Source organism: Prosthecodimorpha hirschii (assembly GCF_001305515.1).
GTDB classification, from domain to species: Bacteria; Pseudomonadota; Alphaproteobacteria; order Rhizobiales; family Ancalomicrobiaceae; genus Prosthecodimorpha; species Prosthecodimorpha hirschii.
This window is the reverse complement of sequence record NZ_LJYW01000001.1, coordinates 2969238-2990692: the sequence shown is the minus strand read 5'-3', so window position 1 is coordinate 2990692 and position 21455 is coordinate 2969238. Positions and strand designations below refer to the sequence as shown.

Annotated in this window: 16 protein-coding genes; 7 read left to right on the top strand and 9 right to left on the bottom strand. The window is 66.6% G+C overall.

Annotated features, from left to right (window positions below):
• Positions 1–159 precede the first annotated feature (159 nt).
• The 4 genes from ABB55_RS13015 to ABB55_RS13005 all read right to left on the bottom strand — a co-directional run bounded on the left by ABB55_RS13015 (position 160) and on the right by ABB55_RS13005 (position 4049).
• A complete protein-coding gene (locus ABB55_RS13015) occupies positions 160–927 on the bottom strand; it encodes a response regulator transcription factor (protein ID WP_083463582.1) in 768 nt (255 codons plus the stop codon).
• Between the two features lie 321 nt (positions 928–1248).
• The gene (locus ABB55_RS13010; protein WP_140940112.1) at positions 1249–1635 is read right to left on the bottom strand and encodes a hypothetical protein; all 387 of its coding nucleotides are present in this window, start codon (positions 1633–1635) and stop codon (positions 1249–1251) included.
• Between the two features lie 778 nt (positions 1636–2413).
• Complete coding sequence (locus ABB55_RS29735) at positions 2414–2863, bottom strand: helix-turn-helix domain-containing protein (RefSeq protein ID WP_152982032.1); 450 nt, start codon at positions 2861–2863, stop codon at positions 2414–2416.
• Between the two features lie 898 nt (positions 2864–3761).
• Positions 3762–4049 (bottom strand): DUF1153 domain-containing protein, encoded by a 288-nt coding sequence (locus ABB55_RS13005; protein ID WP_210168253.1) that lies wholly within the window; start codon positions 4047–4049, stop codon positions 3762–3764.
• Positions 4050–4303: 254 nt separating this feature from the next.
• On the opposite strand from ABB55_RS13005, the gene ABB55_RS13000 reads away from it, so the two are divergent.
• Positions 4304–5026, top strand: a complete 723-nt coding sequence (locus ABB55_RS13000; protein ID WP_140940114.1) for a hypothetical protein — start codon at positions 4304–4306, stop codon at positions 5024–5026.
• Between the two features lie 667 nt (positions 5027–5693).
• On the opposite strand, the gene ABB55_RS30720 is transcribed toward ABB55_RS13000, so the two are convergent.
• From ABB55_RS30720 to ABB55_RS12985, 4 genes are all read right to left on the bottom strand, one after another.
• Positions 5694–5933 carry a hypothetical protein gene (locus tag ABB55_RS30720; protein WP_152982031.1) on the bottom strand — a complete coding sequence of 80 codons (240 nt, stop codon included), beginning with the start codon at positions 5931–5933 and terminating at the stop codon, positions 5694–5696.
• 410 nt (positions 5934–6343) lie between these two features.
• The gene (locus tag ABB55_RS12995) at positions 6344–10543 is read right to left on the bottom strand and encodes a coiled-coil domain-containing protein (protein WP_054359185.1); all 4200 of its coding nucleotides are present in this window, start codon (positions 10541–10543) and stop codon (positions 6344–6346) included.
• Positions 10537–11853 (bottom strand): hypothetical protein, encoded by a 1317-nt coding sequence (locus ABB55_RS12990; RefSeq protein WP_152982030.1) that lies wholly within the window; start codon positions 11851–11853, stop codon positions 10537–10539. Before ABB55_RS12990 ends, ABB55_RS12995 begins: the two co-directional genes overlap by 7 nt.
• Positions 11854–11929: 76 nt before the next feature.
• Entirely contained in the window at positions 11930–13756 is a 1827-nt protein-coding gene (locus ABB55_RS12985; protein ID WP_054359183.1) for a 3-methyl-2-oxobutanoate hydroxymethyltransferase, read from the bottom strand.
• A gap of 349 nt (positions 13757–14105) precedes the next feature.
• Here ABB55_RS12985 and ABB55_RS12980 point away from each other — a divergent pair, with 349 nt between their 5' ends.
• Complete coding sequence (locus ABB55_RS12980) at positions 14106–15236, top strand: polysaccharide biosynthesis/export family protein (RefSeq protein ID WP_152982029.1); 1131 nt, start codon at positions 14106–14108, stop codon at positions 15234–15236.
• Positions 15237–15350: 114 nt separating this feature from the next.
• Here ABB55_RS12980 and ABB55_RS12975 read toward each other — a convergent pair whose 3' ends face one another.
• Positions 15351–16253: a LysR substrate-binding domain-containing protein gene (locus tag ABB55_RS12975; RefSeq protein WP_054359181.1), complete on the bottom strand. Its 903-nt coding sequence runs from the start codon at positions 16251–16253 to the stop codon at positions 15351–15353.
• Positions 16254–16385: 132 nt separating this feature from the next.
• Between ABB55_RS12975 and ABB55_RS12970 the strand changes: the two genes are divergently transcribed.
• From ABB55_RS12970 to ABB55_RS12950, 5 genes are all read left to right on the top strand, one after another.
• A complete protein-coding gene (locus ABB55_RS12970; protein WP_054359180.1) occupies positions 16386–17423 on the top strand; it encodes an ABC transporter substrate-binding protein in 1038 nt (345 codons plus the stop codon).
• Positions 17424–17517: 94 nt separating this feature from the next.
• Positions 17518–18567 (top strand): ABC transporter ATP-binding protein, encoded by a 1050-nt coding sequence (locus ABB55_RS12965; protein ID WP_054359179.1) that lies wholly within the window; start codon positions 17518–17520, stop codon positions 18565–18567.
• A gap of 98 nt (positions 18568–18665) precedes the next feature.
• Positions 18666–19496 carry an ABC transporter permease gene (locus ABB55_RS12960; RefSeq protein ID WP_054362030.1) on the top strand — a complete coding sequence of 277 codons (831 nt, stop codon included), beginning with the start codon at positions 18666–18668 and terminating at the stop codon, positions 19494–19496.
• A complete protein-coding gene (locus ABB55_RS12955; RefSeq protein ID WP_054359178.1) occupies positions 19493–20299 on the top strand; it encodes an ABC transporter permease in 807 nt (268 codons plus the stop codon). The genes ABB55_RS12960 and ABB55_RS12955 overlap by 4 nt, the downstream gene beginning before the upstream one ends.
• A gap of 8 nt (positions 20300–20307) precedes the next feature.
• Positions 20308–21444, top strand: a complete 1137-nt coding sequence (locus ABB55_RS12950) for an NAD(P)/FAD-dependent oxidoreductase (RefSeq protein WP_054359177.1) — start codon at positions 20308–20310, stop codon at positions 21442–21444.
• The last annotated feature ends 11 nt before the right edge of the window (positions 21445–21455 follow it).

Here is a 21455-nt window from a genome sequence, read left to right as displayed (position 1 = left end):
CCCGGCGGCCGCCGATCCCAGACCACCATGGTGATTTTGGTCGACGAAGCCGAGCCGATGGCGCGGCGCCCTCCTGGCTGCGCCTGAGCCGCGAGGCCGGCCTCGTACCAGGATGGGACGGCACCGGCTCGAAGCACAAAAAGGATTTGGATGCCTGATCTAATGAGCATCCGCCTCGAAGAGCGGCTTGCGGCCCTTGGCCGGCGGCTCGATATCCAGGCCCACATTGACCGCGTCCATCGGGTCCGCGACGAACACATAGCCGATGCCGCGAATGCTCCGGATGAATCGATCGCCGCCGCGCTGTTGTCCGAGGACCGTCCTGAGGCGGCTGATCAGCACGTCGACGGATCGCACATTAACGTTTTGGATATTACCATACAGTGCTTTTGCGATCTGATCGCGCGACAGGTGGACGCCGCGCCTGGACAGAAAGTATTCGAGAAGGACCGTTTGCATATTCGTCAGATAGACGGAACGGTCCTCCGAGACGAGTTTTCGCGTTGCGTGATGGAATGCATAACGCCCGAACCGGACGATACCGCTTTTGCTCAGGGACGCGCGATACTCGGACTGATCGCTCCGGATCGTCTGAACGGCGGCGACGAGGTCCTCGACCCGCACCGGCTTCCCGATGGTTGCCTTGGCCGGAGGGTCGCCGATCCGCGCGGGGCTCCGCAGCGGCCGCGATCCTTTCAGAAGCAGTACGTTGCAGAGACCGCAGACGTGCCAGACCAGCTCGGAATCGACCGTGTCAACGCTGTCCAAATCGAGAACCAGGATGTCAGGAGAGCAGGCCAGGCATTTCGCCCATGCATCCAGCGCAGTAGCCGCCCAATCCACGGTATAATTGTTCTCGCGACAGAATGTCGAAAACAACATGCGTGTCCGCGGGTCGGCTACCACAACCAGGATTCTGATCGCCATGACCAGCTCCTCTCATATCTGATGCCTCAGGCGGACCGACACGCCGGATAGAAGATCCGCCCCGTCAATCCGAAACACGGATTGCTTGATCCAAGGATCCGAGTGTTCGGACGACCGTTCGGCGCCAATTCGCAACACCGTTCCGCGATCCGGGACGCCTGGCGGGCAAGAAAGCAATTGCCGCGCCACCGTCGGGCAGTCATCGACCGCCCCCGATATCCTCGCTGTGCGGGCCACGGCTCGTCGCCCCGACGCAGCCCTTGTCCGCTCGTCGTGGGGCCCCCGAATGGACGGGAGCCCGGGGACGCGATGCCGACCGCGTCAGGAATTACCCGTCAGACACGACCAAGCAGCAAGGTCGCTGACGATATATCCATGCGCGACCCGCGCCATCAGTCGCTTCGTGTCGAGGATCTGCAACCGGCGCCGGACGGTCTCGCGCGGCATCGCGATATAGTCGGCGATCGAAGAAACATTCGCAGCCTGTACGTAGGAGAATTGGTACTTCCTGGAACCGAAATTGATCCGGCCGCAGGCGAGCAAAATAGCGACATCGTCGAAGTCGAGATCATACTGCTGGCGGATCTTCCCGAAGTTCTTGATCATCTCCCCGGCCTTTTCCGCACGTACGGAATACCGGTTGATCTCAGAGGAAACCGGGTGTCCCGGCCTTGGTATCAAGGATTCTTCTGGAAGTTCGCGTTGCATCTGCACCCCCGCCTGGAATTTCTACCCACGACCCGGCACTTGAAATGCCTTCGGCATTTCAAGTTAAGCTCGACTATTGAGCGAGAACAAAAGTGGAGTCAGATTCACCATATGGATATCATCTACCCGGTTCCAATGCCCTTTGCCCATATGGAGCGTTATCGCATTGTTTTAGGCAAAGGATCAATATTTCAAGTGCCCATTATTGAGCCTAAATATCACCAATTAACGGAGCGGAAACAAACTGGCAATACGGTATTCATGGTAGTATGCGCTTTCTTATAACTTTAATTGTCGATAATCTTATTATATGCCTGGATTTGAATCCAATAAGTAGCGGGGCCGAGGGACTTGCTCGCATACGTCGCAGATGTCGCACACACGACGATCGCTCGAATCCCGCCGACTACCTGCCCGTCTTCGATCCAATGTGCGCATCAGCCCCTGTCCGATCCGCACTGGTTGCCGTGGATCGGGGTGTAGCTGATATTTTTCATACCAAATCGTTGTGATCGACAATTTCCAGGGATTCAAGCCCCCCGGGCGGCTCGCCGACGGAGACCGTCCTGGCAATGCAACTGAATGCAAAAAATGCAGCAGTAGGAATACTGATGGAGAAGAGAGCCGACCGACGAAAACCCGTGATCCACATCGCATCCCGTTCCTCGGAGCGCCCCAAAGAATGCGTGCCGCAAACCGGAAGGCAAAGGCGTCGAGCTTCCGATCTGCTGCAGCCGCGCCGCGCTTTCGGGGCATGCTGGTCTGGGCAACGGCAGAGTTACGACTCGCCGGTGAGGCTAGACCAGGCGGCCAGTTCGCTCACGATGTAGCCATGGGCGACACGAGCCACCAGCTGCTTGGACGCAAGGATCCGGAGCCGGCGCCGCACGGTTTCCCGTGGAATTCCAACGTAATCGGCCAGGGAAGAGACATTGGCGGCCTGGGCATAGGATATCGGATGCCTGCGAGAACCGAAATTAATGCGACCGCATGCAAGCAGGATTGCTATATCGTCAAAATCCAAAGAATACTGATCCCGGATGCGCCCAAAGGCGCGCAGCAGGCTCGCGGCCTTTTCAGCCTTGGTGGAATACAAATTCAAATCTGAAGCCATTTTGCGGTCCAATTGAACCTCATATACATCACTTCTCACGGCATCATCCCTCCGCCTGCCGGACCATGTCTTCATTTCGACAGTCGAAAGATTATATTCTATGTCGTTGTGCATGATCTTGATATCAGTTAGCTGAGCCTGGAGATCTCGCGCGATTCACGCTGATTTCGGTCCGTGATCTATGCCACAGTTTACGAGCCGGTATTCTTTTTTATCGCGATCTGTCTAATGGATATCAATAGAATAAATGCTCATTTTTGCGAGAAATGTCGCCAGTACACAAATCGGAAATCTATTAGCAAAATGTATCGCCTAGCGTTCCGTATTTGCTCCTAGCGACAAAAGAGAAATTATACTGCTACGGGCAACCTGAGGCCTCTTTCGCGGGTGGCTAGCTCGTCACCGTATACTGGTTCCGTGCGGCCGGGATGCCTCGAAATGGACCTGGATCAAAGGCGTTCCGGGGAAGTATCGAATGACTTGCATCCATTGAATTGACGTAGCGTCCTGTGCGTGTAACGTTCGATCATCGATCGGAAGATCTCTGCGGTATAAGAGTCCTGCGGACCCAATAGCCGGCGCGAGATCGCGTTTGTGCATAACGACTTAAAAATATCATGTGATATCGAATAGATTACCTAAAATTGGGGAGATTGTCGAAAACCGAAGTTGATCTCGAATGTTGCCCGGCGATGGTTTCCACTCGGCCCGGGTTGGCCGTCGTTGCGGTCTTGGTCAAGCTTGATGCGGCCACGCCGATGCCAATTGTATGCAAGAGCATAGACACCGTTTTGCAGCCGCTCGCGCTATCCGTTCCCGAAGACGAAACTTCGCCTCATCGTCCGGCACTCACCCCATGGGCCCGACGACGAGGACTGTCCCAATTGTCTGGCAGGGGGGTCGCGCCGCGGCCTCAGGCCGGAGGCTCGGGATCGAAGGGCCTCGGGGTCCTGCGATCAAGAGCCATCCCGTCGCTGCCGGGCGTCGATCGATCGATGCGGACGCGGCCCCGTCACCGGGCATCGCTGTCGTCACCGCCGAACCATGACGGGGCGCGGCGCGGCGGGAAGGTTTGCCGGCGCGGCCGCTTGTGCTTCAGCTTCAGCCCGTCGAAGCCGTATTTCTCGACCGCATAATGCCATTCCCGCAACTCGGATTCACTGATGCCGTAGTCCGATTGCAGCACCGACAGGCTGACGACGCCGCTTGCCAAGGCTTCCAGGACGGCCATCTTGCGCTGGGCAGTCCAGCGCTGTCCGTGACCCGCCGGCGCGAATGGCGGTGCGGTCTCGGAGACCATCGCCGGGACGGATAGGTCGGCCTGTTGCATGCGGGTTCGCCCGAATCTGAATGCCTCGTACCGGTCCAGGCTGCCGGGTCAACTGAAAATAGAAAGTCGTCCAATGCCCAATATGGGCGACAGTATTTACAATGAGCCGATGAAATCATTTCAGGGAACCCAATTTGGTGACCAATTAAGGCTGATATTCGACCAACCGGGTTCCCGGAAGTACGGTAAGTAATTGATATTACTCGCGTCCAAACCGGACACCGATGTTAGAAAGTGAAATTAGACGCAAAATCCTGATACCATTACGTGCCTTATCATCAATTTTTCGCTCTTTTGTCTATTTTCGGCCGTTAAGTTTTATGGTTGAGTTTGATCGTGACGCTTTTACCGGAGATTGTGCGATGTGGACCACTGCCGCCCTGACGGCGCCGAGGCTCGGCCCCATTCTCGATGCGGTCCGCGGGTTTCCGTCGTCCTTGCTCGGCGCCGGCGTTTCGGTCGCGGTTCGGCAGCCGGCCGAAGCGCCGGCCGGCGCCCCTGCGGCGTCGGAGACCGGCGAAAGGGTCTGGCAACCGGACTTCTCGGAGGCCGCCGCTGCGTTCATCAGCCGGCGCTCCCGGATAGCCGCCGATGCCCTCGCCAATGCCGACCGCCGGTCGCGGGACGATCTCGTCGAATTCGAGATGCTGCTGCAGTTCTCGATCGCGCGCGGCGTCCGCACCCACATCGTCGACCTGTCGATCCTGCGCCACAGTTTCGCGATCAATCGGACCGCGCGGCTGGTCACCTTCAAGAACGCGCTCGAACGCCTGCGTGGCTTCGGCATCCGCAACGGCCAGCCGACCTGTCCGGTGCACTATGCGGGCGACAGGGAACCCGTGATCCGCGTCCTGGGCTACAATCCGGCCGCCGATGACGGGGACCGGGGGGCTGCCTCCGCCGGCTCGATCCCGGCTGCGCCGCCCGTCGTCGCAATGGCTGGCTGACGCCGCCGCCGGGACGGGTGCCCGCCGCCCGTCCCAAGCCCTGCCTGCCGTCCCTGCCAACACATGGCCCTTTCGTCTCCGTGCAGGACCGCCACCTGCGCGGTACCCCGGGGGGGCTGGGCGCTTTGTCTCAGCCAAAGCCCCCCCGGTCCTCGCGGCCACCGCGCCCATCGACGGCGTCGGCCCTTGCGCCCGTCATCCCGCAGCTTGGCGGTGGCGCCGGGCTTCGCTTCGCGCGTCGCGAACCGGTCTTGATGGGCCCGGGCGGCCCGCCCGGGTTCCGCCGCGCGTTCCCGAACGCGGGCCCCCTTCGTCTTCAAAGCCGGTTCGATTAGGATGCCCGTCCCCCCGCGCGCAGGTGCGCCTGGGGCAGCGTTCCCGATGGCCTCCGGGCGGGGGGGGGGTCGGCGCGCGGCGGCGGGGCGCATGGGCGACCCGTTTGGCGCGGCTGGAGGGGCATGTCCCGCCCCGGCGGGGGCAAGGGGGTCGAACCGGCCATCCGTCGATCCCGGCTTAGGCCGCCGGTCCCGGCGATCGTGCTTGTGCGCATGTTCACACAGGTGCCGGCAGGTGCGGGCGCGTCGGAGGTCCGACTCTCGCCGGATGGGATCGGACCCGACCCGACGATGCGTGGCGTGCCCGCAGCCGTCTTAGGAGGCTGCCCGCATCACGAACCGGGGCGGAGCAGCAGTACGAAGATCAATAGCCAGACCGCGCCATTCAACATGCAGAGAATGTAAATCATCAGCCGTTCGCTTCCCGTTCTCGGGAAGGCATCGATTTCGGCTTCGATGATGGTGAGATCCAAGGGCGCGTCATCGACGATATTGCGTCGTATGAACCGCGAAATCGCGCTTCGAATCCGTGTCGTCAAGGCGGAAGACAGAGAGCGGTTGGATTCGCGCATTGTCGATCAGGCCCTCGTTTCTTGATGGACGGATTCTGACGGGACTCTCTGGCTTCGGCGGAATATCCGGAGGCGGATTGACGTATTCGCAGCGACTGGACGGCCTTGTGGTGTCGGTTCGTTTCCGGAGAGCGGCCCGGAAGCTTGGATGGTCGCGGGGACGGCCCCCGAAGATCTTGCGCGCGTTCATCGGGACGACGTGAGTCCGCGGGTTTCAGCGCCGCGAGGGTGACGTCGCAGATCGACGAACCCAGACGACGGCGCCGCAACCAGCGTGGAAACGCCCCGATGTGCCGGGACGTTGCACTCCCGTCCGTCACTCCGACCGCGCGGGGGAGCGGCACGCCGCCCCACCCGATGTCGGCCCCGGCCGGCGGGACCGGCCCGCCGACCGCGGCAGACCCCGCCAATCAGCGCATGTAGACCTTGCTCCGCTCGGTCACGTCCGGCATCGAGCCGGCTACGCTGCGCAGGAACTCCTGCACTTCCTGGCGGTTGTCATCGACCATGACGCGCAGCTCGGTCGTCACGTCGACGGACAGCCGGCGCATGCTCTCGCGCAGCTGCTCGAGCGTGCTTGAGATGACCGCATCGAGATCGGCGATGCGGACGCCCTGCGTCTCGAAGAACTCCCGGGCCGCATTGCCGCCGAGGGCGACCGTCTGCAGGGCTTCGGCGCCGCGCTGGTTGACATCGGTCACCGTGGCAAGACCGGCCAGGACCTGGTCGAGAGCCTGCTTGGTCGCGGCGATCGACCCGGCCAGAGGCTCGGCGGTCTTGTCGTAGAGCTGCCCCAGATCGGCGATCGAGCCGGACGAGCCGGCGATGTTCCGGCCGGCCGCATCGATCTCGCGACCGGTGGCCGAGATCACCTCGGCGGTCCTGTCGATCCGGCTGGCCAGGGCGGAGATGCGCAGGTCGAGATGTTCCACGGCCGCCTGCAGCTGGGTGGCGGCCAACTGCGTGCCATGGGCGATGCGTTCGACGCTCTGCGACATGCCGGCGGCGAAATCCTCGCGCAGGATCCCGCCGTTGCGCCGGAACTCTTCCGCCGACTGCCGCATCGCGATCACCATCGCCTGGCCGGCCTCGTCGAGGACGCCGCCCAGATCGCGAACCTTCAACTCCAGTTCGGCCGTGCTGGCGCGGGTGAAGTCCCGCCCGGCGTCCTGGACCTTCCGCGCCAGGGCCTCGACGCCCGCTGTGATCGAGACCAGCGACCGTTCGGCGGTTTCGGATGCCTTGACGGGCAGATGCGCCAGCGCGTCCTCGAGCGTCGCGGCCCCGGCCGCAATGGTCGCGACCGCCTGTTCGGTCGACTTCGCGACATGCTCCGGCAGGGCGCCGATGACGCCGTCCAGGTCCTCGATGCGCAGGCGCAAGGTGCGGGTCATCTCGTCGACGACGCCGAAGATGCGATCCGGGATCGTCTCGACGATACCGCCGAGCGCCACGATCTGGGACTTCTGGGTTTCTGCGCTGGTGGCCAGGACGCTGTCGACGGCATCGGCCGCCGCCTCCAGCCGCCCGGCCGCGACGTTGATGCCGTCGGTCAGTCCGGTCCCGGTTTCGGAGACCCCGCGGACGACGGTCTCGAGCGCTTCGACGGCGGCGCGGACGGTTCCCGACAGCGCCTCCACCTGCGCGGTGGCGGATTGCTGCCACAGCGACGCGAGGGTCTCGGACATGCGTTCCGGCTGCCGGATCAGTTCGGCGGACGCCAGTTCGAGGCGGTTGGCCAGCCGGTCGATCTGACGACCCAGTCCGGAGACGGCGTCGTCGATCCGGGTCCGCGCCACCTCGGCGGCCTCGCCAATGGTCGCAATGCTCTGGCTCGTGTTGCGGTTCAGTTCGACACCGGCGCCGGTCAGGCTCTCGCCCGCGGCCTGGATCGTCGACTTGAACTGAACGCCGGTCGCTGCGAAGTCGGAGAAGAGCGCCGCAAAGCGCTCCTGGGAATGCTCCGCCAGCGCCCGGTGCTGGTCACGCAGATCAGCGATCGCGGTGCTCAGGCTCTGGGTGAGGCCGGCAACGCTGGACTCGGCGGCATGGCCGATGGTGACCGGCACCTTGCGCAGCGTCGCTTCGATATCCTCGACGGCTTCCCGCAGAGATCTCATCGCGCCCGTGGTCGCCCCGACGACGGTGGCGGGCAGGCGCGACACGCTTTCGTTCAAGGTCGCGGCCGAGAGGTCGATGGCCTTGACCGCGTTGAGAGCGGAGGTTTCGACGACCTGCGGAATGCGCTGCAGGACGTTCTCGATGGAATCGAGCTGGCCGGCGACGCGCGAGCCGTGGGTGAACAGGGCATCGTCGAGCGCCTCGCTGCTCGACATCAGCACGCGTGCCGCCTCTCCGACCGTATCGCCGATCTTCTTGTCGGCATCCTTGAGCGCGGAGGCCACGCCCGACAGGGCGGACACGGACTCGCTGACCCCGGAGGACAGCAGCGTGATCTGGCGACCGACCGCGGCCTCCCACAACCGGCCGAGCGTGTTGGCGACATGCTCGGGCTGGCGCGCCAGTTCGGCGGAGGCCGTGTCGATGCGTCCGGACAGTTCGTCCACCTGCACCTTGAGGGACTGCACCGATCCGGCGAAGTCCTCGCGCAGCTGACTGGAGGCGACGACCAGAAGCTGGGCGCCTTCGCGACTGCCCGCCACCAGCCCGTCGCCCGCCTCGCGCACCGAGGCGGCGGTGCGCTGCGTGGCTTCGGCCAGGTCGCTACCCGCGGCCAGCAGCCGCGAGGAGACGGCATCGACCTGGACACGCAGGCCGGATGCCAGCGTCTCGACGATCGCCCGGGTCCGGTCGAGGACCTCCTGGGAGGTCCTGTCGAGGGTCGCGCCGACCGTGGCGGCCGTGGTCTCGGCGGAGGTCCTGAGGGTCGCCGGGAGGGCGGCCATCACGGCCTCGAGTTCCCGCACCTGTCCGACCAGCGCCTTCGAGGACGCTGCCTGTTCGGCGGCGACATCGGCGGACTGGCGCGCGATGGACTGGCCGGCCTCTTCGAGGAGCCGGCCGAGGCTCTCGACCCGGCTGGCCAGATTGTCGACCATGCTGCCGGTGAAGCTGACGAACTGCTGCTTGAGGTCCTGGACGGCGGCGGTCATCCCGGCGCCGATCGTGAAGACGGCGGACTGGGAGGCGTCCGACATGGTGGCCGGCAGGCGCTGCAGGGTCTCGTCGATCTGATGCAGCCGCTTCGCGACCGTGTCGGCGGCGGCGACATTGATGTCGGCCGCCTGATGGGTCTGCCGGACCAGCGTTTCGCCGGTCTCGATCAGGGTGCCGCTCAACGCGCGGATCTTCTCGGAAGCCATGTCGGAGAAGCGTCCGGACTGGGTCTCCCAGCCCTGGGCCGCCGTCTCGATCGCGGCGCTGATGCGGACGACCGAATCCTGGGTCAGCGTCGAGACGCTCGTCGGCAACGTCTGCAGCACCGCCTCGACCTGCCGGATCTGGGTCGCGATCGCCTGCGCGGCCTCGACATTGGTGCCGGCCGCCTGTTCGGCCTGGCGGCGCAGATTGTCGCCGGCCGCCTCGACGCCCGACTGGAGGAGCCCGATGCTGGTGGTGACCGTCGCGTCGAGCTGCTGGCCGATCGTCCGGGTGCGTTCGCGAACGTCCTCGGCGGTTGCGTTCAGGACAGTGCCGATCGTCCCCGCCGCGCTCTCGGCGGAAGCGGCGATCGAGCCCGGCAGGGTCTGCAGGACGGTCTCGATCTCGCGCAGGCGCGCACTGAGCCCGTCGAGCGCGGTATCCGTCGCCCGGGTGACGGCGCGCGGAACCTGGGCGAGGCCCGAGTCGAGATCGGCGATCGCGACCCTGACGACCTGTGCGGCCTCGCTGGAACTGTCGCCGACCGAGCGCACCAGATCCGCCAGCGTGTTGCGCACGGCCCCGAGCTGCTCGTTCAGGCGGTCGGTGCCGGACGCCAGCGTGCCCTCCAGCCGATCGGTCGCGCGGTTGAGACAGGACGCGGAACTGTCGATCTGCTGGGCATAGTGCTGCTCGGCCGCCCGAACGGTGCCGCTCATGCTTTCCAGCGCGGACGCCGAGCTCCTGATATTCTCGGCCACGATTTCGAGCTGCCGCTCGACGCTGCGGCCCCAGACCGCCTCGAAGGCATCGGCGACCCGGGCCGGATGGACGGCGAGTTCGGCCGAGGCCGCCCGGACATGGCCGGAGAACTCGACGATCTGCTGTTCGAGCGCCTCGACGGCGCCCGACAGGACGGAGCGCGCGCTTTCCGCGCTCTCGCCGACGAGGCGGCTGCCGTCGACGACGCTGAGACCGAGATATTCGCCCGCCGTGCGCAGCTCGCCGGACGCCGCCTGGGTCGCTTCCAGGATCTGTTCGGCGGCCCGTCCCAGGGCGACCGTGATCTGTTCCGACTGGCGCTCCATCTCGGCTGCCGCCATGTCGTTGAACGACCGCGTCACATCCTGCATCCGCAGCGAGGTCTCCTCGACGCCGGAGGTGATGGCGATCAACGCCCGGTCGGTCGCCGCAACGACGGAGCTCGGAATGCGGGCGAGCGAATCGTCGAGCGCGCCGATCTGCGTCTTCAGGGATGTGGCGGCGGCCGAGGCCGCCTCGTTCACCATGGTCGGGACACCGGAGAGGACCTTTCTCCAGGCTGCCGATCTGCGCCTTCATCGCTCGATGGCGTCGAGGACGCCTCGGTGACCACGGACGGAATCCGAGCCAGGGACCGGTCGACATCGGCAAGCCGCGCCGCCATCGAGCGGGTCGCCTCACCGGCCGCATTGGTCACGAGACCGGGCAGTTCGCCGAGGACGGTCTTGAACTGATCGAGCCGGTTGCCGATCTCCGCGCTGCGGCTGTCCATCATGTCGCCGAAGTGCTGGGTGGTCGCCAGAAGCCGCTGCGAGGCCAGCTCGATGGTCGAACCGAAGCCTTGCTCGACCGACTGGACGGTGCGGGCGATCTGCTCCAGCTGTTCGACATTGCTGCGCAGGGACCGGTTCATCAGGTCGGTTTCGGCCTGGGTCGCCTCGCGCCACAGCCGGACGAAGCCGTCGCCGGCGCGTGTCGCGAAGTCGTTGGAATTGCGTTCCATCGTCGCGCCGATCCGCGTGATCTCGCTGATCAGCGGGTTGATGGTGCTCGAGATCGAACTGGCGATCTTGGTGGCGATCAGCTCGGGCAGGGGCTCGGCATGCTGATGGAGGGCCTTGGAAACCTGGCCGCCGATCGATTCCGACAGCGCATCGCGCAGACGGACCAACTGGCGTTCGTTCTCCTCCGATGCCCTGAGCTGGCGCAGGGCGACCAACTCGCGCGGAACGTGGTTGGCGAGCGCCCCGAAGGACTCGATCAGGTCCTCGATCACCCGATCCTTGCGCACCGCAAAGGCAGTGGCGTCGCCTTGCCGAAGCTGCCGGACGATCATCGCGACGGCCAGCACAACGACCCAATAGGCCGCGCTTTCCGCACCGCTCCAGGTCCCGATCAGAAGCCCGAGCGCGCCGAGCAGGAGCCCGGCCGCGACGATGCTGTCGATCAGGGCCGGCATGTCGTCGCAATCCATCAGGTCGCGCAGCCGGTCGCGCCGGAACACGTCCTCGGCGCCGATGGTGGCGATGATCTGATCGGACCGGATCTCGAATCCGGACCGGTAGCGAATCCAGGGCGCCGCGAAGGGCGATGCCGCGAAGGTCGCGTCAGCCTGGGCGATGCGGGCCTCGGGCTTGTCGAGCGCGATCGCGGCCAGGAGCTTGTCCTGCAACGCCCTCACAGTCTCGATCGCGGCGCGCCGGCGGGGCCGGCAGACCGCGAGGTACCATCCGATCGACGCAACAAGGAGGCCGAGAGCGATCACCAAGGCAAAATCCCGGCTGCCCAGCACGGCGATGACCGGAGCGAAGGCTCCCAGCTGGTGCGACATCGACATCATTCACGTCCTTGGTTCGCAGGAGATCGGCAGGAGGACAGTCACAGCGCAATCGATGCTGGATCGGTCGGCTCGGTCAGAAAATCGGTCGGGTCTGCAGGACCTTGACCTCGACCGGCCGCGGGCCGGCGGTGCCGGCCCAGGACCTGAAACCCGAGGTCGCGAACGCTTCCGAACTGGCGATCGCCTCGGTCCTGATCCGCGAGGTGACCACCGGCGTCTCGACGGTGGCCGCATTGGCCGCCGACGATAGGGGCACGCTCGCCCGGTCGGGCAGCAGCAGGGCGGCCGCCAGGCCGCCCGCCAGACAGAGGCCGACCAGGAGCGACAGCACCCCGGGGCCGGATGTCGGCGGACCGAGCCACCGCCGGCGCCGCTGGCCGGAGAAGGTCGGCAGGTGCAGTATCTTTGCGGTGGTGCGTTCCTGGTCGGGCGCCGGGGCGGGCGCCGGATCCGGCTCCCGGGCCGAACGGCCGGCCGTCTCCTCGCCGCCCCGGGCGGCCGAGGCGGGCAGGCGGGCGGGCGGAGGACGATGCGCCGGCGGCGCCGATGCGGGCGGCGGCGGCGGCACCACGGCCCGTTCGCGCATGGCGAGGGGGCGGCGCGGCGTCGGTGCCGGGGAGGGTGCCGGGGCCGGGGCCGGTGCGGGAGGATCGATGGCCGGACCGGCGCCGGACGTGGCGGCCGGGGCGGGTGCCCTGTCGCCCGCGGCCGCCTCCGAACGCCGTCCCGGCGTGGCCGTGGGGCGCGGCGGCCTGGAGACGAATTCCTCGGGCTCGGCGATGCCGAACATCGACAGGAAATCGTCCGCCACGGCGGCCCCGGATGCCGGCGGTTCGGCGGCCTTGCTCGGGGCCGGCGCCGGCTCGTCGGCGAAATCGGTCAGCGCGTCCCAATCCGCTTCGGGCAGGGTGACGGGATCCGGGCCGCGTGCCGCTTCGACGGCCGGCCGCTTGGCTTGCGAAACGGTCTCCTCCGCCGCCTCCGGCTCGTCGTTGGTCTCCCACCGGGCTTCCGGCATCGGTTCGAAGATCGGGGCGGCGACGGTCGAAGCGCTGATGGGCTTCGGCGCGGTCCGCGCGCCCGACGGGGCCGCAACGGAGGCGGATGCGTCACGGCGCGCCGCGGGTACGATCGACTCGACCGTTGCGGCCGGGGCGCGCGGTGCCGGGCGATTCGGCGCCGGACGCGGCGCCGGCTTGCGCGCCGTCGCCGAACCGGCCAGCACGGTCGAGCGGGTCGCGTTTTCGCGGGCCGACCTCAAGAGGCTGAGGCATTCCACGTCGCGCAGCAGGAGGCCGTCGCACAGACTGCCCGATTCGGCGCCGATCACCGGCACCGGGACCGCCCGGCTGAGCGCCAGGGCCAGCTTGTCGTTCTGGCCGATCGCCAGAATCGCGAAGGCACCCGCCTCGGCGACCGCGCGCGCATCGTTGACGACCTGGATCGCGTGCCATTCGCGCTCCGCCGCCGTGAACTGAGCGCCGAGCCCGGCCTCCTCCGGCATGGCGATGTCGGCGCGCGCGATGACCGGCACCTTGCAGGACGCCAGATGGCGGATCGTCTCGATCGCCACGGTCTCGAGCGGCAGCAGGACGCCGCAGCATTCGACCTCCCGCAGCATGTGGAGACTGGTCTCATAGGCGAGGTCGAGCGAATGCGTCCAACTCGCATGCGGCAACTCGACGACGATCTTCGATGCCGGCGCGCCACGGGCGACCGCGTGGGCATGCAGGACCATCATGGCGAGATCGGCGCTGGCCGGCGACGGCAGGCCATGGATCTGAACCGCCACATCGCAATCGACCACCAGCAGGTCGCACAGCGGATCGAGCACCCTGGCATAGGGGGCGGTATAGGCGGTGGCCGCAATGATCCGGCGCCCCCCCTTCCGATCTCTCAAGGACGGCCTGCCATCCGTAGCTGTCGGACTTGCGTGCTTCATACCCGTCGCCAGCTCTACGCTTTCCAACGCCCGTCGGAGCGATTTCGTAAAATTTAACGTGCATTTAATAAATACGATCGGCAGAGTGCCGAGCCAGACACAAAAGTTCGAATTAGGCGGAAGTGCTCAATCTGGGCATAAACGTAGTGGCAGTTAATAACTATATTATCGAATTAGATTTCCGCATCATTTCTATACATGAAATCCGTGGTCTTGCGCCCATTCTGAGCGTTCCAGAGGTGCTAAGCACGACAGTCGGCACGAAGTGCCGATCTCCCGCCCGTGCATCGCTTCCGAGGACTATCGCATGACGCTACGCCAGTTCCGGCTGCTTCCTGGCGTCGCGACCCTTGCATTCGGCCTCGCCCTGATCGGATGCTCGAGCCTGCCGTCTTCCGGACCGTCCGCCGATGTCGTGATCGAGCCGTCCGGTCAGGCCGCCGGGACCCGCCTGATCGAACTCGACCTCGCGTCGGCGCGGGCCGCATTCGACCGCCGGCGGAGCGTGATCGGGGCGAGCTTCCCGCGTCTGGCGAAGCCCAATCCGATCCTTCTCGGCCGGGGCGATGTGCTGGACGTCCGCGTCATGGAAGCCGGCGACAACGGGCTGTTTGCGAATTCGCAGACGCGCGGTACCCAATTCACGGCCCAGATCGATCAGGCGGGCGACCTCTTCACCCCCTATGGCGGGTCCATGAGGGCCGCCGACCGCAGCCCGGAGCAGGTCCGGGAGACGCTCCAGCGCAGCCTCGCCGACAAGGCGATCCAGCCGCAGGTGCTGCTTTCGGTCACCGCCAGCCGCGGCAATTCGGTGACGGTGCTCGGCGATGTCGGAAGACCGGGCCTGTTCCCGCTGAGTCCGGCGGGGACCCGTCTGATCGATGCGATCGCCGCCGCCGGCGGCGCCCGCTCCGCGTCCTTCGATACGGCCCTGACGATCAAGCGGAAGGATGCCGTCGCGACGCTCTACCTGGACGACCTGCTGGCCGAGCGCGACAACAACATCCTGTTGGCGGCGAACGACGAAATCCTCGTCGCCTCCGCGCCGCGCAGCTACGCGATCCTGGGTGCGGTCACGACGTCCGGCGATGTGAAGTTCGGGGCGGCGACCGTGACCCTGGCGGAAGCGCTTGCCCGGGCCGGCGGTCTCGACAGCCTGGCGGCCGATGCCGGAGGAGTCTTCGTGTTCAGCTCCGAACCGCCGACGCCGGATGCCGCCTCGGGCGAACGGCCGGTGCCGGTCCTCTACCGGCTCGACTTCTCGTCGCCGCAGGCCTTCTTCATCGCCCGCCAGATGCATCTGCGCGACAAGGACGTGGTCTATGTCGCCAGCGCTCCGGCGGTCGAACTGGCGCGGGTCCTGGACCTGGTCGGCCGGGCGACCGCCGTGGCGCGCGGCGGCGTCGGGCTGACGGGCGATCTCCAAAAATCGCGCTGACCGGACGGGTCGCCGTCCCGGCGGCCGGAGCCGGAGGCTGACAGTCGCGCCGGCCGGCGGGACCTTGCGGGCCGGCGCGGCTCCGGGACCGGCTCCGGGCCGGGCGCTGCCGGTTCAGACCACCGGGTGCCGTTCGATCGCCCGGGCGAGCGCCTCGACGAAGTCGACCGCCACCGCAGACGGGCTGCGCTGGGGCGGATAGACGGCGGCGAAATCGAAATCGATGCGCGGCTCGAAACGGCGCGCGACGACACCCCGGCCGGCAAATTCGGTGGCGGTGAAGGGGTCCGCGATGGCGACGCCGAGACCGGACGAGACCATGCCGCACATGATCTCCGAGAGGCTGGTCTCGACCCGCAGCACGCGGCGTACGTCCTGCTGCGCAAACACCTGGTCGACCTGATGCCGGCTCGAACTGCCGGCGCTGAGCGAGATGAACGTCTCGCCCTCCAGGTCGCGCGGCACGATGACATCCTTGCCGGCCAGCCGATGGCCCTCCGGGACCACCGCGACCCGGGCGACGGCCGGCATGCGGACGGCGTTGAGCCCGGCATGGGCGATCGGCACCTCGGCGAACCCGACATCGCACTGGCCGTTCAGCACCCAGTCGACCACGATCGGCGAAATGACGCCGAACAGGGACAGGTTGAGATTGGGGCGATCCATCAGGAAGTGACCGGCGAAGCGCGGAAGGAAGCCGTTGGCGAGCGCCGGCAGGGCCGCGATCCGCAGGCTGCCGATGCGCCGGCCGCGAATCTCCTCCGCGGCGGCGGTGATCCGCTCCAACCCGACGAAGGAGCGCTCGACCTCGGTGAACAGCGCCATGGCGGCCGCCGTCGGCACGAGCCCGGTGCCGCGCTTCTCGAACAGCTGCAGCCGCAGGAGTTCCTGCAGGTCGCGCAGCAGGCGGCTCACCGCCGGCTGGGTGACGGCCATCAGGTTGGCCGCCTCGGTGACGCTCCCGGTCAGCATCACGGCCCGGAAGGCCTCCACCTGCCTCGGATTGATGCGTGCCATGAAAGTGGGCCTATTCATAACATTACGGCATGAATAGCTTGCCATTATTCATTGGACGGCGGAAGGGCGTGTTGCGAGCATTCGGGTGGCGCGTCATCGCGGGGATGCCGCTGCACGGGGAGATCAGTCGAGATGAAAAGTCAGGGCCTTCTTGCCGCTGCGAGCCTCACGGTGCTCGTCGCATCCCTGTCGGCTGCTGATGCACAGCAGAAGACGTTCTATGTCGCCGGCTACGGCGGCTCGTTCGAGAAGACGATGCGCGACGAGGTCATCCCGGACTTCGAGAAGAAGCACGGGGTCAAGGTCGAGTATATCGCCGGCAACTCGACCGATACGCTCGCCAAGCTGCAGGCCCAGAAGGGCAACCAGCAGATCGATATTGCCATCGTCGACGACGGCCCGATGTATCAGGCGATCCAGCTCGGCTTCTGCGGCAAGATCCAGAACCTGCCCGCCGCCGATCTGCACGACGCCGCCCGCTTCAAGGACGACAAGGCCGTCGCCATCGGGCTGGTCGCGACCGGCATCATGTACAACACCAAGGTCTTCGCCGAGAAGGGCTGGGCCGCGCCGACCTCCTGGAACGATCTGAAGGATCCCAAGTTCCTGAAACAGGTCGTCATCCCGCCGATCAACAATACCTACGGGCTCTATACCCTCCTCATGTACGCCAAGATGAATGGCGGCGGCGAGAAGTCGATCGAGAGCGGCTTCAAGGTGATGAAGGACGAGGTCAACAAGAATGTGCTGGCCTACGAGCCGTCGCCGGCCAAGATGACCGAACTGTTCCAGTCCGGCCAGGCCGTGATCGCCGTCTGGGGCAGCGGCCGCGTTCAGGCCTTCGCCAATACGGGCTTCCCGGTCGACTTCGTCTATCCGAAGGAAGGTGCCGTCACGCTGCTCGCCTCGGCCTGCCCGATCGAAAAGGCCGACGCCTCGCCGATCGCCTCGGACTTCATCAAGGCCATGCTCGAGCCGAAGATGCAGCTGATCCTGCTCAAGGACTACGGCTACGGTCCGGTCAACAAGACCGTCCAGGTCCCGCCGGCACTCGGCGGCATGGCGCCGGTCGGCGAAAAGGCGGCCAAGCTCTACAATCCGGACTGGACGGCGATCAATCCGCAGCGCGAGGACTGGACCAAGCGCTGGAACCGCGAAGTCGAGCGCTGATCGCCCGTCTGCCCGAAAGACTGCCCGTCTCCGGCCTTGCCGGGGACGGGGCCCGTCGCAACCTTCCGCCCATCAGGCACCGGCGAGACCGCTCATGGCCTTTCTCGAACTCGACGGCGTCACCAAGCGGTTCGGCCCGCATGTTGCGGTCGAGCAACTGGATCTGACCGTCGCCAAGGGTGAGTTCGTCTCGCTGCTCGGCCCGTCCGGTTGCGGCAAGACCACCACGTTGCAGATGATCGCCGGGTTTCTCGATCTCACCGGCGGCGCCATCCGGCTGGAGGGGCGCAATCTCGCCGAGATCCACCCTTCGCGCCGCGGCCTCGGCATCGTCTTCCAGAGCTACGCGCTGTTCCCGCATATGACGGCGGCGGAGAATGTCGCCTTCGGCCTGGAGATGCGCCGCGTGCCGGCCGCCGAACGGGCCGAAAGGGTCGAGGCGGCGCTGGCCATGGTCGGACTGGCCGGCTTCGCCGACCGCTATCCGCGCCGGATGTCGGGCGGCCAGCAGCAGCGCGTCGCGCTGGCCCGCGCCCTGGTCATCCGGCCGAGCCTCTTGCTGCTCGACGAGCCGCTGTCCAACCTCGACGCCAAGCTGCGCGAGGAGATGCAGATCGAGCTGCGCCAGATCCAGCGCAATCTCGGCACCACCACCATCCTGGTCACCCACGACCAGGTCGAGGCGATGTCACTGTCCGACCGCATCGTGGTCATGAACACCGGCCGGGTCGAACAGATCGGCACGCCGCAGGAGACCTACGAGCGGCCGGCCTCCGCCTTCGTGGCCAACTTCCTCGGCAAGACCAACGAATTCGCCGGTACGATCGAGGCCGGAACGCAACCGGCCCGAATCGTCGCCGGGTCCTGGAGCGCCCCGGCGCCGGCCGGGTTCTCGGGGCCGGTCACCGTCTCGGTGCGGCCGGAGAAGATCGGCTTCGCGGGCGCCGGCCAGGGCCTCGCGGCCCGTGTCGCCATCCGCATCTTCCAGGGCAATCACTGGCTGTTCCAGTGCGAGACCGAATGCGGCCCGGCGATCGTGATCCGCCAGAATGACGGCATGGCCCAGCCGGCCGAGGGCGAGGCCGTGCGGCTCGCCTGGCGGCCCGAGGACATGAGCCTGCGCGCCGCGGGTGTCCGGCCGTGACGGCGGCCTCGTCTGCCCCCCAGCCGGCGCCTGTCACCGCGGCGCCCGCCGCTCCGGCGCCCGCCGCCGGAGGGGCCGGCACCGGCACGCCCTGGCCGCTGGTGCTGCCGGCCCTGATGCTGTTCGTCGCCGTCGTGCTGATCCCGCTGGCGATGACCGTGCTGCTCTCGTTCAACGACTGGGGCCAGTACAAGGGCATCGAGCAGGTCTTCATCCTCAAGAACTGGCGCGAGATCTGGGAAGACGACTACTTCCTGGAGATGTTCCTGCGCACCTTCCGGATCGCCGTCCTGGCGACGCTGATCACGGCGCTGCTCGGCGCGCCGGAGGCCTATATCCTGAACCGCATGCAGGGACGCTGGAAGGGCTTCTTCCTGCTCGTCATCCTCGGCCCGCTCCTAATCTCCGTGGTTGCCCGCACGCTCGGCTGGGCGCTGCTGTTCGGCGGCGCCAACGGGGTCGTCAACAAGGCGCTGATGTCGCTCGGCGTGATCGGCGCCCCGATCCCGTTCATGTTCACCGAGACCGGCGTCGTCGTCGCGCTGGCCCATGTCATGATGCCGTTCATGGTGCTCTCGGTCTGGGCGGCGCTGCAGCGCGTCGACCCGCAGATCGAGAATGCCGCCATGTCGCTCGGCGCGGGACACGCCACCATCCTCCGGCGCATCGTGCTGCCGCAGATCATGCCCGGCATCCTGTCCGGGGCGATCATCGTCTTCTCGCTGTCGGCCTCGGCCTTCGCGACGCCGTCGATCATCGGCGGCCGGCGCCTGAAGGTCGCCGCCACGCTCGCCTATGACGAGTTCCTAAACACGCTCAACTGGCCGCTCGGCGCGGCGGTGGCGGTGCTGTTGCTGGTCGCCCTGGTGCTGATCGTCGTCGGCTCCAACGCGCTGATCGAACGGCGCTATGCGGAGGTGTTCCGATGAGCCGCAACGGCCCGCTGGCGCTCCTCTTCCACACCCTGTTCGTGATCTTCATGCTGGCGCCGATCCTGGTCGTCTGCCTGGTCGCCTTCACGCCCGAGGGCTTCCTGTCGCTGCCGACGCAGGGCTTCTCGCTGCGCTGGTTCCGGGCGATCGCGCGCTATCCGGAATTCATCAACGCCTTCTGGGTCAGCCTGTGGCTCGGCGCGGTCGCGTCGCTGATCGCGGCCGCCTTCGCGGTGCCGGCCGCGCTCGCCATCGCGCGCCACAGCTTCCGCGGCCGCGAGGCGCTGTCGGCGCTGTTCCTGTCGCCGCTGATGATCCCGCATGTGGTGCTCGGCATCGCCTTCCTGCGCTTCTTCACGCAGACCGGCCTGAGCGGCACCTTCCCGGCGCTGCTGATCGCCCATGTGGTCGTGGTGTTCCCCTTCGCGCTGCGCCTCACGCTCGCCGCCGCAACCGGCATGGACCGCTCGGTCGAGATGGCCGCGGTCTCGCTCGGCGCCGGCAGCTGGACCCTGTTCCGGCGCGTGACGCTGCCGCTGATCCTGCCCGGCGTGATCTCCGGATGGGCGCTCGCCTTCATCCAGTCCTTCGACGAACTGACCATGACGGTCTTTCTCGCCGCGCCGGGCATCGAGACGCTGCCGGTGCGCATGTTCCTCTACATTCAGGACAATATCGATCCGCTCGTCACCTCGGTCTCGGCCAGCGTGATCGCGGTCACCATGCTCGCCCTGGTCCTGCTCGACCGTTTCTTCGGTCTCGACCGGGTGCTCTCCGGTCACGGCGACCGGGGGCGATAGGAGACATCATGCGCAACGACTACGACATCGCCGTGGTGGGCGGTGGCCTGCTCGGCTCGGCGATCGCGTGGGGGCTCGGCCGGATCGGCCAGCGCGTCGTCGTGCTCGACGAGGGCGACGTGACCAAGCGGGCCTCGCGGGCCAATTTCGCGCTCGTCTGGGTGCAGAGCAAGGGTCTCGGCATGCCGGCCTACACGGTCTGGACCGTGCGCGCCTCGGAGACCTGGGCGCAGCTCGCCGCCGACCTGAAGGACCAGACCGGCCTCGACGTCTGCCTGCAGCGCAATGGCGGCTTCCACCTGGCGCTCTCGGAGGGCGAGCTCGAACAGCGCGCCAACACCCTGAAGCGGCTGCACAACCAGGTCGGCGCGGCCGACTACCAGGTCGAGGTGATGGACCGCGACCGGGTCGCCGCCATGCTGCCGGCGATCGGCCCGGAGGTGGTCGGCGGCACCTTCTGTCCGCTCGACGGGCACGTCAATTCGCTGCGCACCTTCCGCGCCTTCCATACCGGCTTCAAGGCCTTCGGCGTCGACTACCGGCCCGAGCACCCGGTCACGGCGATCGCGCAGAGCGGCGGCGAATTCCGTCTGGCGACGCCGAGGGGCGAGATCCGCGCCGGCAAGGTCGTGCTCGCGGCCGGCAACGCCAACCAGGCGCTCGCCCCGATGGTCGGCCTGCACGCGCCGATGGGGCCGACGCGCGGCCAGATCGTCGTCACCGAGCGCACCCTGCCGTTCCTGCCGCATCCGCTGACCACGATCCGCCAGACCGACGAGGGCACGGTGATGATCGGCGACAGCAAGGAGGACCTGCTCGACGATTCCGGGCTGGATCTCTCGATCAGCACCGTCATGGCCGACCGGGCGCGCCGCACCTTCCCGCTGCTCGGGCGGCTGAACGTGGTCCGCACCTGGTCGGGCATCCGCGTCATGCCGAAGGACGGCTTCCCGGTCTACGACCAGTCGGAGAGCCATCCGGGCGCTTTCGTGGCCTGCTGCCATTCCGGCGTGACGCTGGCCTCCAACCATGCCTATGCGCTCGCCCCGATGATCGCCGCCGGCCAGCTCGACGCGACCGAGGTCGGCGCCTTCACGGGCCGCCGCTTCGCCGCCATGGCGACGACCGGCAGCGGCTACTACTGACGGGCGCCCGG

Coding starts and splice junctions, on each gene's coding strand:
- ABB55_RS12950 (WP_054359177.1), top strand. CDS start 20,308: ATGCGCAACGACTACGACATCGCCGTGGTGGGCGGTGGCCTGCTCGGC.
- ABB55_RS29735 (WP_152982032.1), bottom strand. CDS start 2,863: ATGCACAACGACATAGAATATAATCTTTCGACTGTCGAAATGAAGACA.
- ABB55_RS13015 (WP_083463582.1), bottom strand. CDS start 927: ATGGCGATCAGAATCCTGGTTGTGGTAGCCGACCCGCGGACACGCATG.
- ABB55_RS13000 (WP_140940114.1), top strand. CDS start 4,304: ATGTTAGAAAGTGAAATTAGACGCAAAATCCTGATACCATTACGTGCC.
- ABB55_RS12955 (WP_054359178.1), top strand. CDS start 19,493: ATGAGCCGCAACGGCCCGCTGGCGCTCCTCTTCCACACCCTGTTCGTG.
- ABB55_RS12965 (WP_054359179.1), top strand. CDS start 17,518: ATGGCCTTTCTCGAACTCGACGGCGTCACCAAGCGGTTCGGCCCGCAT.
- ABB55_RS12990 (WP_152982030.1), bottom strand. CDS start 11,853: ATGTCGATGTCGCACCAGCTGGGAGCCTTCGCTCCGGTCATCGCCGTG.
- ABB55_RS12975 (WP_054359181.1), bottom strand. CDS start 16,253: ATGGCACGCATCAATCCGAGGCAGGTGGAGGCCTTCCGGGCCGTGATG.
- ABB55_RS30720 (WP_152982031.1), bottom strand. CDS start 5,933: ATGCGCGAATCCAACCGCTCTCTGTCTTCCGCCTTGACGACACGGATT.
- ABB55_RS13005 (WP_210168253.1), bottom strand. CDS start 4,049: ATGGTCTCCGAGACCGCACCGCCATTCGCGCCGGCGGGTCACGGACAG.
- ABB55_RS12980 (WP_152982029.1), top strand. CDS start 14,106: ATGACGCTACGCCAGTTCCGGCTGCTTCCTGGCGTCGCGACCCTTGCA.
- ABB55_RS12970 (WP_054359180.1), top strand. CDS start 16,386: ATGAAAAGTCAGGGCCTTCTTGCCGCTGCGAGCCTCACGGTGCTCGTC.
- ABB55_RS12995 (WP_054359185.1), bottom strand. CDS start 10,543: ATGGTGAACGAGGCGGCCTCGGCCGCCGCCACATCCCTGAAGACGCAG.
- ABB55_RS13010 (WP_140940112.1), bottom strand. CDS start 1,635: ATGCAACGCGAACTTCCAGAAGAATCCTTGATACCAAGGCCGGGACAC.